The sequence below is a fragment of the Pseudoflavonifractor intestinihominis genome, from assembly GCF_040096055.1.
GTDB lineage: Bacteria > Bacillota > Clostridia > Oscillospirales > Oscillospiraceae > Pseudoflavonifractor > Pseudoflavonifractor intestinihominis.
Window position 1 is genome coordinate 88,430 of record NZ_JBBMFK010000004.1, and the last position, 12,311, is coordinate 100,740.

The window sequence follows — 12,311 nt, forward strand, 5'->3', positions numbered from 1 at the left end:
GCTGAATGTTCCTGCCGGACTTGCCTGTCCTGCTTTCGTTTTGGCTGCTGCCTGTTCCATGTGCGACACCTCCTGTAAAGAAGCCCGACAAATGTGTCGGGCTTCTCGCTGTCTATCCCGTTGTTGACCGCGATAAAGCGCACATTGTTCCGTCTGAATATCTCCATAGCGTTGCCGACTTGGAGATAGTCGCGCCCCCAGCGGGTCATGTCTTTCATAATACACACGCCGATTTTACCGTTTTCTACGTCCTCTATCATGCGGGAGTAGGCGGAGCGGTCGAAAAATCTGCCGCTTTCATCGTCGTCAATGTAGTGCCGGATATTCGTCAATTTTAGCTGTCTGGCGTAGCTTTCCAAAAACTTCTTCTGGTTCTGTATGGAGTTGCTTTCGCCGCCGTCCCTGTCCTCGTCGCCTACGGAAAGGCGGGAGTAAAGGGCTGTGATTTTGTTGTAATCATTCATGTGCATATCCTCCTGTGCGTCCATGTAGAGTTCTTTACACTTAAGATTATGCACTCCATCGGGCGCTGCCGTACTCCACGCCTTTGCGGTATTTCTTGGCGTTCTTGCCCTTGCAGTACACCATGAGCCGCAGCGCCGCAGCACCGGCGACACCGATCAGCAGGTCAAAGGGGTTGAAGCTGGGGGCGGCATTTTCAAAGGCCGCCGCGCAGCCGTCCGCAAAGTGCAGGAGCTTTTGGGAAAGGTCGATACCCTCCGCCAGCCGGTACGCCTGCCCCAACTTGCCGAACAGATAGACAAACAGCAGATAGGGCAGGTTGGCGATTATCAGCTTTTTCACTTCCGGCTTCATCGTGACAGCCCCCTTTCCTTGAATTTCTCCTTGGCCCGGTTAGCGTTGCGGGCCGCCGCCTTTTCCTTGCTTGCGGCAATGTCCTTGCGGATCGAGGGCCGTTCCTCCCGCTGCAATTTCTTGGCTGTGAACTCCTTGAACGCCTGTTCCATGTTGTCGGCGTCCTTGGCCTTGAAAATCACAATGTAGTGCGGGGGATGGGTGGTGGCGTCTTTCCGCAGCGTGAAGTCCACGCCGTATTTCTTGGCGCAGGGCCGGAAAAGGCCGATATTGGCGTCGGTGATCTCAATGTTGGACAGGGCCGCCCCGTGCTTTTTGAGCTGCTTTAAGCTCTGCTGGCCGTGGTGCAGCTTGGTCTTGCCCTTGTTTCTGGCTTCCAGAAACTTGCGGGCCGCCGCTTGCAGCACTTGGGCCGTCAGCTTGGCCGATTTGATGGAAAAGGCCATTGTCTTTTGGGTTACTTCCTCCTGCAATCGCTATCCCTCCTTTCGCAGAAGTGCGGCGGCACGGTTAAGGTGGCACCGTCAGCCGCCGCAGGAAACAGAAAAGGGACAGCCGCTTGCGCCGGTTGTCCCCGATTAAATCCTCGCCCGCAGGCCGGAAAGGTCGTCGGCACGGATGCCAACCAGATACCAGTCGTCCCCGTACTCAATGCGGGTGGGCTTCCACCTGCCGCCCACCATCACGTCAAAGGTTTCGCCACAGTGCAGGCCGCCGTAATAGTCCGCCAGATCAAAGCGAATGTCGTAACGGTCGCTGCGCTCGTCGAAGATCAATGCACCCTGTTTCATAGGGCCGTCCTCCTTTCAGATTTTGCCGGTGTTCATGTCATGGGCCACCAGTGCGGTATAGTAACCGTTCATGGTGCTGGGGGCGTTGAACAGCATAGCCAACAGGTATTTCTTGATGTTTCGGATTTCCGAAGTGTTCTTGCTCAAACACTGGAACACAAATTCAATGTGGCTGCTGTCCAGCTTCATAAACTTGGATTTCACCAGCTCTGCCGGGTAATCGTCCCCGGCAATACGGATGGTCTTTCGGGCGCTGCATACGGTTTCCACCAGCAAATCCACGATCTCGTCCAGCGTTTCCCGGTCAATGCCCTTGACGTGCTGGCAAAGGTGTTCGTACTCGATGTTGTCCATGATGATCTCACGATAAATCTCTATGGCGCTCTGTGATTTCGCTCCCGTTCCTTTCCGTTCCGGCTGCTGTGCCGCCTCGTCCTCCAAAGGAGAGGGTCGGGAAAGGATAGGAATGGGATCGGTAATTGATACATCAGTAATTGATTTTTCTTTACTTGATATATCTTTATTTATTTGCATTGGATTTTCCAATGTCGGGTTTCCCGGTGTCGGATTATCCGATGTTGGATTTTCCAACACCGGGTTTTCCAATCCCGGTGCGGCCTCGTCCGGCTGCTCTGGCCGGGGCTGGGGCTGTTCGTAGATGGTGTAGATCATGTCGGCCATTTTGCCCTTGCCGTCCCGGTTCTGCTGGCGGGTGATATACCCGGCTTTTTCAAGCTCCCATACCGCCGTGCGGATGGCGTCGATGCTTTCCCGGTTGATAAGGGATAAGCCTTTCAGGGTATAGTCCCAATTTTCCGGCAGGGAGAGCATTTGCGATAACAGGCCCTTGGCTTTCAGGGACAAATCCTTGTTCCGCAGGTGGTGGTTGGACATCACCGTGTAGCCCTTGTTGCGCTCCACACGGAATACTGCCATGTTCTCAACTCCTTTCACTCGAAATGTCACCGCGTCGTAGGCGGTCAGCTTGCCCGGCTGGTAGGGACATTCCGCATAGACGCAGAATTGATATTTCCAGTGCGGGCGATAAAAGCGGCAGGTGCCGCAGTCCTCCGGCGTGACCGCCTCGCCGCTGTCGTAGTGGTCGAAACCGGGCTTGCCCTGCATGAGCTGTTCAAAGGCCCGGTCGCTGCCGGAAGTGAAGTACATAGGCCGTCGCCTCCTTTCTGCATTTGGGCAAAAAGAAAAGCCGCAGACTTTTTTCAAAATCTGCGGCTTGGCCGGGGAACAGAAAAGGGCGCTGTCAGCTTGACAACACCCCGTTTCTGTCTGATTATTCAGTTGTTTTGACCTGCCCCGTTTTCCGCTGCCCTAAAAAACATTGATATTACTGGGTTTTTCATGTTTTCTTATGGCAACGCTCTTTTCGCTCCGGGCTTTTTTGCATGGAAAGGACAAAAAATAGCGGGGCCTGCCTTTGCGGCAGGTCCCGCTGTGGTTTATTTGCTGAAGTCGTAGCCCAGGTCGGGGCGGACGGTCAGGTCGATGATGTCCTGGGCGTCATAGAACTGGAGGTAGCGGCTGCGGGCCCAGCGGAGGGTGGTTCCGTCGGGGTGGAGCCGGTCGCAGATGACGGCGGAGATGTCTTTTTTAATGTAGGAGAAGGCGTTGATGCCCACGCTGGCAAAGATGCGGAAGCCCTGGCTCTGGAGATACTGGAATTTGGCGCCGGTGTTGTGCCAGTCGTCGCCGTCGGGGCGGGCGCCGTGGGGGTAGAAGAGGATGTTGGTGGGACCCACCAGGCTGCCCACCTCCTCGGCCCAGCGGACCGTGTCCCGCTGGACCCAGGCCAGGTCTACCTTATCGGAGCCCAGATTGATGTGGCCCCAGGTGTGGGAGCCGAAGGTCCAGCCGGTCTCCTTCAGCCGCGCGATGATGGGCTTCACCGCCTCGATCTCGGCGGCGCGCTTGGCGTCAAAGGCGGGCCGGGCCGGGTCGTCCGCCGCGATGTCGATGTCGTTCTGGGTGCGGTAGCCCAGGATGCCCTCGTAGCCGGTGAGGGAGTAGATGGCCTTGGCACCGTTGAGGGAGAAGTCGGGGTGCTCCAGGACGAAGTTGTCCAGGATGGGGGTGGCGTCCAGGTCCTGGGTCAGGAAGGTCTCGCCGGTGTAGGGGTCGGTGCACTCGGCCCAGATCTGGCCGTCGTCCCCCAGCACCAGCTTGGAGGTGAAGCCCTCCTCCAGCATGTACTCGTAGTAGTTCACGTCGTCAAAGGAGATGATGAGGGGCTTCTTGCCCTCGGGCAGCATCAGGGTGTTGCGCTGCATCCGGCTCACGCCGTTCTCGTCGGTGACCTCGCTCCACACATCCCCCATGTTCACCAGGATGTATCCCTTGTCGTAGACGCTCTGGATGATCTTCTTGAACTCGTCCACCGTCACCATCCAGTCGTCCAGGCCGTTGCGCTGGGACTCCGGGATGGAGGCGTCATGGAATGCGAACTGGGGATAGGCGATGAGGGGGTGGAAGAACAGGTGCTCCACCGGCTGGTCGGGGCCCCAGGCCTGGGTGAGCTGGTCCTCGCTCCAGTAGTTGCGCACCGCGTCATAGGGGTCCACTTCAGGCTCGGGGGTAGGGGTGGGCGTGGGGGTAGCGGCGGGCTGCTCCTCATTCTGGGAAGGGGCGGGGGTTTGGGACTGGCCGCCGTCGCCAGTGGATTTACAGGCGGCCAGGGGCAGCATCAGGGCCAGAGCAAGCCCCAACGCGAGAAGGCGGTTGATTTTTGTTCTCATGGAAAGCGTTCCTCCTGCAAGATGATTCTCTATTTGTTGTGCCTTGCCAGTAACCACTATGATACGACAAAAAATCCGAAAAGTAGATAACAAAGGGGTTACAAATCCTTAAATTTTTTTTCAGATTTTCCGGCGTATGCTGTCAGGTGTTGGATAGACGGAGGAGTGGGGGAAAAAGTTTTGACCGGAGTAAAAAAGTCGAATTTTTTTGAAACAGGCGGGCGGATGGTTTTTCTAGTTGCAAAGTAGGTCACTTTCTGGTAAAATACAGAGGATTGGTTCCTCGCACCTGCCGGCAGCGCAGGAGTATTTCCATAGGAGATGGATAAATGGATAGCAGAGAAAAGCTGGAAAGGCAGCGGCTGAAGGCAGAGAAGCAGCGTCAGGAGGACATCGCGCTTACCAAAGTTCTCTACTGGATCGTGGGAGCGGTGGTTCTGGAGTTCCTGCTGCTGATGACGCAGAAATATTTCATCAACTTCACGGTGGATGAGTTCGGGATCAACCTGGCGGTGGCCATCGCCTCCGCCATCAAGGTCGTCACCTTCGCGGGCATCATCGCAGGCGTTGCGGTCCTGGTGCTGGCCCGGGCCCGATGGAAAAAGGGAAAGCAGGGCGTCTTCTTCTGGGCCGTGGGCCTGTTCCTGATCCTGCTGGGCGTCTACAGCGCCCTTGTGTGGCAGTTCAACGCCACCGGCGTGGAGTTTCTGATTTTCGCCAACGTAGTGTTTGCGGTGCTGGCCTTTGTATACTACATCTATCAGACCGAGTTCTTTGCCGTGGCCGTGACCTGCGCGGCCGGAATGCTGGGCATCTACATCCGGTTTGCCGGCAGCAGCGGAATCCGGACCTATGTGGCCCTGGGGCTGATGGTGGTGGTGCTGGTGGTCGTGGCCGCCGTGGCCGCCGCCGCCCAGCACGGCGAGGGAGCCCTGACGCTGAAGGACAAGAAGATCGAGCTCCTGCCCAAGACCGCCAACTACATCCTGATCTACGTCAGCTGCGCGCTGATGGCGGTGGTCCTGATCGCCTCCCTGATCATCGGCACCGGCGTGGGCGAGATGGTCTACTATGCAGTCCCCACTGCCTGGGTGCTGATCATGGCCGTCTACTACACCGTAAAGCTCATGTAATCACGTAAACAGAAGGCCCGGCAGCATTTGCTGCCGGGCCTTCTTCTGCGGGCGGACGCCCGCTTTTTGTTTTTAAGCCGCGTCGATGGGGGCCATGTACTTTTCCCGATAGGAGGAGAACAGCTCGTCAAAGCTCTGGCTGGAGCCGTGGTGGAGCTGATGGAGATAGGCGTGGGTGTCGGTGAGGACCAGGTCGTTCTTGGGGGCGGTGCGGCGGAGGATCTGAAGGGCCACGTTGGAGCAGTGGTCGGACACGCGCTCCAGGTTGATGAGCAGCTCCAGGAACTGGGTGCCCTGCTCAATGGTGCACGCACCAGTCTTGAACCGCTCGATGTGGCGGTTTTTCAGCTCGTCCCGCAGCAGGTCCACCACCTCTTCCAGGGGTTCCACCTGGAAGGCCAGCTCCCGGGAGCGGTTGGTGTAGCACTCCAGGGTCTTGTCCAGGGCCTCGCCCACCGCGTCGGTGAGGGAGGCGAGCTCCCGCTGGGCGGGCTCCGTGAAGGTGATGCCACGGTCGTGGAGTACGGCGGCGCTCTCCGAGATATTGACGGAGTAGTCGCCCATCCGCTCGAAGTCGGAGAGGGTGTGGAGCAGCTCGGACACCTGGGTACTCTCCGCCGCCGACAGGGAGTGGTTGGACAGGCGGACCAGGTAGTTGTCCAGGGCGCCCTCCAGCTTGTCCAGGGTGTCCTCGTTCTCCCGCATCAGCTCCACCTTTTTGGGGTCGTACTGGCTCAGCAGCGCCACGGAGATGCGGTAATTGTCCCGGGCCAGGGTACCCATGTGGACCACCGCGTCGTGGGCCCGCTCCAGGGCCACGGCGGGGGTGGCCAGGAAACGCTCGTCCAGCATGGTGAAGGCGCGGCTCTCGTCGCCGGGGACGGTGCGCTCCACCAGGCGGACCAGCTGCTTGTGGAAGGGCAGCAGGAGCACGGTGCAGCCGATGTTGAAGAAGGTGTGGAAGGAGGCGATGTCGCCCATGTTCATGACCGAGGACCAGAAGGGCAGGCCGCCGGCAGGGGTGGCCGCCAGCTGGGCCCCGTAGATGGCCGTCAGGAACACCAGGGTGCCGATCACGTTGAAGTAGAGGTGGAGCATGGCGGTGCGCCTGGCGTTGCGGCTGGCGCCGATGGAGGAGATCAGGGTGGTGATGCAGGTGCCGATGTTCTGCCCCATGATGATGGGGAAGGCAATGTTGAAGGTGATGACGCCGGTGGAGGTGAGGGCCTGCAGGATGCCCACAGAGGCGGTGGAGCTCTGGAGGAGGGCGGCGACCAGGGCGCCCACCAGAATGCCCAGCAGGGGGTTGGAGAAGGCCACAAACAGGTTGCGGAACTCAGGCACGTCCTGGAGCGGGGCCACGGCGGCGGTCATGGTGTGCATGCTGATGAACAGCAGACCCAGACCCAGCAGCAGCTGCCCCACGATCCGCTTCTTGCCGCTCTTGATGAACATGTAGAGCACAATGCCCACCACCGCCATAATGGGGCCGAAATACTCCGGACGCATCATGGAGAGCAGCAGGTTGTCCGAGGAGATGTCCCCCAGACGGAGGATCTGGGCGGTGATGGTGGTGCCGATGTTGGCGCCCATGATGATGCCCACGGTCTGCTCCAGCTTCATGATGCCCGAGTTGACGAAGCCCACGCACATGATGGTGGTGGCGGCCGAACTGTGGACCAGGCCGGTGACCAGGGCGCCGATGAGGACGCTCATGAACAGGTTGTTGGTCAGTCGTTCCAGGATGGATTCCAGACGGCCGCTGGACAGCTTCTCCAGGCCGCTGGTCATGGTGGTCATGCCGAAGAGGAAGGTTGCGATGGCGCCCAAAAGAGAGATCACATCATAAATACTCACAGTTCGCCTCCAGATATTATGATAGATGGATCAGAGCATCGCGGCGGAAAAAGCCCCGCGCCGGTCAGCGCGGAAACAATCCCAAGATACATTATAAACCCCAGTAATTAGTTCGTAAACGACAAAAGTAAAGTTTTTTCGCATATTTTAGCGGAAAATGGGAAATATAAGAATAAAAAGTAAATATATTGAAGAAACAGAAAAGGCGAAAGAAAAAGAAGAGAAAATAATTTGAGCCAATTTTGAATCCATATCACAATAAATGTCTGGATTTAGAAATAAAAATCAGTATAAAGCGGCGGAACAGACTGCGGGAGAAAAATCCGCGAAAAAAAGATGAAAATAAGGGTTGACATTTGGGGATGGCTTTAGTATAATAACCTTCGTCGCGAACGAGAGATAAACAAAGCGGCCAACAGGGGAGCATAGCTCAGCTGGGAGAGCGCATGCCTTACAAGCATGATGTCACAGGTTCGAGCCCTGTTGTTCCCACCAGATTGAATCCCCTACCATGTGGCGTGGTAGTTCAGTTGGTTAGAACGCCGGCCTGTCACGCCGGAGGTCGAGGGTTCAAGTCCCTTCCGCGTCGCCATTTGCCTCTGTAGCTCAGTTGGTAGAGCAGGGGACTGAAAATCCCCGTGTCGTTGGTTCGATTCCGACCGGAGGCACCAAATCTCTCTGAACTGCATAGTGTGGTTCAGAGAGATACCCCCGCGGGTGTAGCTCATCTGGTAGAGCGCCACCTTGCCAAGGTGGAGGTAGCGAGTTCGAGCCTCGTCACCCGCTCCAGAAACAGAGGATAACAGGAGCAAGTTATTTGCTCCTGTTATCTGTAATCGGCGCCATAGCCAAGTGGTAAGGCAGAGGTCTGCAAAACCTTTACCCCCAGTTCGAGTCTGGGTGGCGCCTCCAAAATCCCGACTGCTTTTGCAGTCGGGATTTTTCCTTATATATCGTTACCGGTGTTGGACCGGAAGAGAAAACAGATGTGCAAGCTGTGGAGGGGAGCACAATGGCAGAGCTGATCGAAATCACTAGCCTGGACCTGCCCGAGCTGGAGGTCTTTACCCGGCTGACGGAGGCCCAGCTGCGCAACCGGCTGGAGCCGGAGAAGGGGATCTTTATCGCTGAGAGCCCCAAGGTCATCGCCCGGGCGCTGGAGGCCGGATACCAGCCCCTGTCCCTGCTGATGGAGCGCAAGCACCTGGCAGGCCAGGGCAGGGAGATCATGGAGCGCTGCGGGGATATCCCGGTGTACACCGGGGACAACGAAGTGCTGGCCGCCCTGACTGGCTACCAGGTGAACCGGGGCATCCTGTGCGCCATGCGCCGCCCTGTGCTGCCCACGGTAGAGGAGCTGTGCGCCGGGGCCCGCCGGGTGGCCGTGCTGGAGGGCATTGTGGACTCCACCAACGTGGGGGCCATCTTCCGCTCCGCCGCGGCGCTGCACATGGACGCTGTGCTGGTCACTCCCACCTGCTGCGACCCGCTGTACCGCCGGGCGGTACGGGTGAGCATGGGCACCGTGTTCCAGATCCCCTGGACCCGTATCGGGGACAGCCCCTCTGACTGGCCGGAGCGGGGCCTCTCCCGGCTCAATGCCATGGGCTTCAAGACCGCCGCCATGGCCCTGAGCGACGACTCGGTATCCATTGACGACCCTGCCCTGATGGCGGAGGACAAGCTGGCCATCGTGCTGGGTACCGAGGGAGACGGCCTGTGCCGGTCCACCATCGCCCACTGTGACTACACCGTGCGCATCCCCATGTCCCACGGGGTGGACTCCCTGAACGTGGCCGCCGCCAGCGCCGTGGCCTTCTGGCAGCTGAGGGTGCGGGAATAATAGAAGATAAGATAAGGAAAACGCCCCGGCCGCAGATGCGGTCGGGGCGTTCTTTCTCAGTTGGATTGTTTACCGGTGGATGCCGCGGTTCTGGTCGCCGGTGGGGTTGGCGCCGAAGACATAGTCCTTGCCGGGGAGGATGGCGTTGAGGATGATGCCGGCCAGGGCGGCGATGGCCAGGCCGGTGAGGGTGATGGAGGTGCCCGCCACCACGAAGGTGATGCCGTCGGAGAAGCCCAGGCCGCACACCAGGATGACGGCGGCGATGATCAGGTTGCGGGACTTGGTGAAGTCCACCTGGTTCTCTACGATGTTGCGCACGCCGATGGCGGAGATCATGCCGTAGAGGATGAAGGAGATGCCGCCGATGATGGAGGCGGGCAGGGAGCCGATGACATCGGCCACCTTGGGGATGAAGCTGAGGACGATGGCAAAGCAGGCGGCGATGCGGATGACCCGGGGGTCGTAGACCTTGGACAGCTCCAGAACGCCGGTGTTCTCACCGTAGGTGGTGTTGGCGGGGCCGCCGAACATGCCGGCCAGGGCGGTGGCGATGCCGTCGCCCACCAGGGTGCGGTGGAGGCCGGGGTCCTCGATGAACTGCTCGCCCACCGTAGCGGAGATGGCGGACATGTCGCCGATGTGCTCCATCATGGTGGCGATGGCGATGGGGGCCATGACCAGGATGGCGGTCAGGTCAAAGCTGGCCAGATGGAAGGGGGGAAGGCCCAGGATGGAGGCGCTGGCCACCTCGGTGAAGTCCAGGATGGCGCTGCCGTCGGGGTTGGTCATGCCGCTCATGTGCATGATGAGGGCCACGATGTAGGCGCCCACCACGCCCAGCAGGATGGGGATGATCTTCACCATGCCCTTGCCCCAGATGTTGCACACCACAATGATGGCCAGGGCGATGATGGCCAGGGGCCAGTTGGTGGAGGCGTTGGAGATGGCGCTGGGGGCCAGGGACAGGCCGATGCACACGATGATGGGGCCGGTGACCACGGGGGGCAGGAAGCGCATGACCTTCTTCACGCCGGCCAGCTTGATGATGAGGGCCAGGATCAGGTAGAGCAGTCCGGCGATAACGATGCCGCCGCAGGCCCGCGCCAGCTTGTCGGTGGCGGACATGGTAGCGTAGGCGCCGGTGTCCAGCTTGCTCACCATCTCAAAGCCGCCCAGGAAGGCGAAGGAGGAGCCCAGAAAGGCGGGGACCTTCAGCTTGGCGCACAGGTGGAAGAAGAGGGTGCCGATTCCGGCGAAGAACAGGGTGGTCTGGATGCTCAGGGGCAGGCCGTACTGCTTGCTGACAATGATGGGCACCAGGATGGTGGCGCCGAACATGGCGAACATGTGCTGGAGGCCCAGGATGAGCATCTTGGGGATGCCCAGGGTCCGGGCGTCGCGGATGGGTTCTTGCTGATTCATGTGGATTCTCCCTTCTTCACGTTGCGGACACACACTGCCTGTGAGGGCAAAAAAAAACAATCACCTGGGTGATTGTCAGATGAAAACGGAAAGGAAGGGGCCGTAAAGGCGATTGGCAAAGCAAGACAGCGTCATGACGGTTCCCTCCTTTCAGCATCCGGGATATCATAGCAGAACCGGCTGCCGGATGCAAGAGGGAAAGAGGACTTCTGTCGTTTTCTGACGTTTCGGCAAAAGGACGGAAAAAAGACCGGACAGGCTTGTGAGTTTAGCAGATTGACATTTTGGCCCGATTTATGTAATATAAAATCTGAGTTTTTATCAATATGCCTGTATTCGACCTGTGGGTCCGCCAGGTAAAATTATATCGGGGAGTGAATCTTCCATGAAAAAGCCCTTCGTTACCCTGGAGCAGCTCCAGGAAATGACCAAAACCTACCCCACCCCGTTCCATCTCTACGATGAGAAGGGCATCCGGGAGAACGCCCGGAAGCTGAAGGCCGCTTTCGCCTGGAATCCGGGCTTCAAGGAGTACTTCGCCGTCAAGGCCACGCCCAACCCCACCATCCTGAAGATCCTCCATGAGGAGGGCTGCGGCACCGACTGCTCCTCCCTCACCGAGCTGATGATGGCCGACCGCTGCGGCTTCTCCGGCAGCGAGATCATGTTCTCCTCCAACGACACCCCCGCCGAGGAGTTCGTCCTGGCCGCCAAGCTGGGCGCCACCATCAACCTGGACGACTTCACCCACATCGACTTCCTCAAGGACACCATCGGCTACATCCCCGAGACCATCTCCTGCCGCTTCAATCCCGGCGGCACCTTCTCCATCGGCGCGTCCGAGGAGGGCTTCCAGGTGATGGACAACCCCGGAGAGGCCAAGTACGGCTTCACCCGGGAGCAGCTCTTTGAGGGCTTCAAGAAGCTGAAGGCCATGGGCGCCAAGCACTTCGGTATCCACGCCTTCCTGGCCTCCAACACCCTGAGCAACGAGTACTACCCCACCCTGTCGGGCATCCTGTTCCAGCTGGCCGTGGACCTGAAGAAGGAGACCGGCTGCGACATCCGCTTCATCAACCTGTCCGGCGGCGTGGGCGTGCCCTACCGCCCCGAGCAGCCCGCCAACGACATCGCCGCCATCGGCGAGGGGGTGCGCAAGCAGTACGAGGCCATCCTCACCCCCGCTGGCATGGGGGATGTGGCCATCTTCACCGAGCTGGGCCGGTTCATGCTGGCCCCCTACGGCCACCTGGTGACCAAGGCCACCCACTTCAAGCACACCTACAAGGAGTACGTGGGCGTGGACGCCTGCGCCGCCAACCTGATGCGCCCCGCCATGTACGGCGCCTATCACCACATCACCGTCATGGGCAAGGAGAACGCCCCCTGCGACCACAAGTACGACGTCACCGGCTCCCTGTGCGAGAACAACGACAAGTTCGCCGTGGACCGGATGCTGCCTGAGATCGACCTGGGCGACCTGCTGGTCATCCACGACACCGGCGCCCACGGCTTCTCCATGGGCTACAACTACAACGGCCGCCTGCGCTCCGCCGAGGTGCTGCTGAAGGAGGACGGCTCCACCGAGCTGATCCGCCGCGCCGAGACCCCCGACGACTACTTCGCCACCCTGATCTGGTAAGACCAGAGGATAAAAAGCGCCTGGCTGCTCTCCCATCCGGGAGGGCGGCCAGGC

General features: G+C 59.2%; 9 protein-coding genes, 5 tRNA genes and 2 pseudogenes. 8 read left to right on the forward strand and 8 right to left on the reverse strand.

All coding sequences use genetic code 11. The features are described 5' to 3' along the window. Positions 1-92 precede the first annotated feature (92 nt). From WMO64_RS03740 to WMO64_RS03765, 6 genes and pseudogenes are all read right to left on the reverse strand, one after another. A pseudogene (locus tag WMO64_RS03740) lies at positions 93-488 on the reverse strand (recombinase family protein); the annotation flags it as partial. Between the two features lie 31 nt (positions 489-519). After that, positions 520-816: pseudogene (locus WMO64_RS03745) on the reverse strand (VirD4-like conjugal transfer protein, CD1115 family); the annotation flags it as partial. Then, complete coding sequence (locus tag WMO64_RS03750; RefSeq protein ID WP_349231058.1) at positions 813-1,289, reverse strand: PcfB family protein; 477 nt, start codon at positions 1,287-1,289, stop codon at positions 813-815. The pseudogene WMO64_RS03745 and the gene WMO64_RS03750, both read right to left, overlap by 4 nt. A 105-nt stretch (positions 1,290-1,394) precedes the next feature. Continuing rightward, complete coding sequence (locus WMO64_RS03755) at positions 1,395-1,607, reverse strand: DUF5348 domain-containing protein (RefSeq protein ID WP_349231059.1); 213 nt, start codon at positions 1,605-1,607, stop codon at positions 1,395-1,397. Positions 1,608-1,622: 15 nt separating this feature from the next. After that, positions 1,623-2,774 (reverse strand): DUF6017 domain-containing protein, encoded by a 1,152-nt coding sequence (locus WMO64_RS03760; protein ID WP_349231060.1) that lies wholly within the window; start codon positions 2,772-2,774, stop codon positions 1,623-1,625. A 290-nt stretch (positions 2,775-3,064) separates the two neighbouring features. Further along, on the reverse strand, positions 3,065-4,357 hold the full coding sequence (locus tag WMO64_RS03765; protein WP_294517323.1) for a polysaccharide deacetylase family protein: 1,293 nt from the start codon (positions 4,355-4,357) through the stop codon (positions 3,065-3,067). 329 nt (positions 4,358-4,686) lie between these two features. Between WMO64_RS03765 and WMO64_RS03770 the strand changes: the two genes are divergently transcribed. After that, positions 4,687-5,490, forward strand: coding sequence for a hypothetical protein (locus tag WMO64_RS03770; protein ID WP_294517321.1), 804 nt, complete (start codon positions 4,687-4,689; stop codon positions 5,488-5,490). Between the two features lie 72 nt (positions 5,491-5,562). Here WMO64_RS03770 and WMO64_RS03775 read toward each other — a convergent pair whose 3' ends face one another. Next, entirely contained in the window at positions 5,563-7,347 is a 1,785-nt protein-coding gene (locus tag WMO64_RS03775) for a Na/Pi cotransporter family protein (RefSeq protein ID WP_349231061.1), read from the reverse strand. A 419-nt stretch (positions 7,348-7,766) separates the two neighbouring features. Between WMO64_RS03775 and WMO64_RS03780 the strand changes: the two genes are divergently transcribed. The 6 genes from WMO64_RS03780 (at position 7,767) to WMO64_RS03805 (ending at position 9,190) form a co-directional block, all read left to right on the forward strand. Further along, a tRNA-Val gene (locus WMO64_RS03780) sits at positions 7,767-7,842 on the forward strand. Positions 7,843-7,862: 20 nt separating this feature from the next. Beyond that, a tRNA-Asp gene (locus tag WMO64_RS03785) sits at positions 7,863-7,939 on the forward strand. Between the two features lie 3 nt (positions 7,940-7,942). Continuing rightward, positions 7,943-8,018: transfer RNA gene (locus tag WMO64_RS03790), tRNA-Phe, on the forward strand. A 42-nt stretch (positions 8,019-8,060) separates the two neighbouring features. After that, positions 8,061-8,136, forward strand: a tRNA-Gly gene (locus WMO64_RS03795). A gap of 49 nt (positions 8,137-8,185) precedes the next feature. Then, positions 8,186-8,259 (forward strand) — tRNA-Cys (locus WMO64_RS03800). Positions 8,260-8,359: 100 nt separating this feature from the next. Beyond that, complete coding sequence (locus WMO64_RS03805; RefSeq protein ID WP_349231062.1) at positions 8,360-9,190, forward strand: TrmH family RNA methyltransferase; 831 nt, start codon at positions 8,360-8,362, stop codon at positions 9,188-9,190. A 69-nt stretch (positions 9,191-9,259) separates the two neighbouring features. On the opposite strand, the gene WMO64_RS03810 is transcribed toward WMO64_RS03805, so the two are convergent. After that, positions 9,260-10,615, reverse strand: a complete 1,356-nt coding sequence (locus WMO64_RS03810) for a uracil-xanthine permease family protein (RefSeq protein ID WP_349231063.1) — start codon at positions 10,613-10,615, stop codon at positions 9,260-9,262. A 385-nt stretch (positions 10,616-11,000) separates the two neighbouring features. Here WMO64_RS03810 and WMO64_RS03815 point away from each other — a divergent pair, with 385 nt between their 5' ends. Continuing rightward, positions 11,001-12,257 carry a diaminopimelate decarboxylase gene (locus WMO64_RS03815; RefSeq protein WP_349231064.1) on the forward strand — a complete coding sequence of 419 codons (1,257 nt, stop codon included), beginning with the start codon at positions 11,001-11,003 and terminating at the stop codon, positions 12,255-12,257. Positions 12,258-12,311: the final 54 nt, after the last annotated feature.

Bases quoted from the DNA above. Each gene is read 5' to 3' on its own strand.
- WMO64_RS03755 (WP_349231059.1), bottom strand. From the start codon at position 1,607: ATGAAACAGGGTGCATTGATCTTCGACGAGCGCAGCGACCGTTACGAC.
- WMO64_RS03760 (WP_349231060.1), bottom strand. From the start codon at position 2,774: ATGTACTTCACTTCCGGCAGCGACCGGGCCTTTGAACAGCTCATGCAG.
- WMO64_RS03765 (WP_294517323.1), bottom strand. From the start codon at position 4,357: ATGAGAACAAAAATCAACCGCCTTCTCGCGTTGGGGCTTGCTCTGGCC.
- WMO64_RS03770 (WP_294517321.1), top strand. From the start codon at position 4,687: ATGGATAGCAGAGAAAAGCTGGAAAGGCAGCGGCTGAAGGCAGAGAAG.
- WMO64_RS03805 (WP_349231062.1), top strand. From the start codon at position 8,360: ATGGCAGAGCTGATCGAAATCACTAGCCTGGACCTGCCCGAGCTGGAG.
- WMO64_RS03810 (WP_349231063.1), bottom strand. From the start codon at position 10,615: ATGAATCAGCAAGAACCCATCCGCGACGCCCGGACCCTGGGCATCCCC.
- WMO64_RS03815 (WP_349231064.1), top strand. From the start codon at position 11,001: ATGAAAAAGCCCTTCGTTACCCTGGAGCAGCTCCAGGAAATGACCAAA.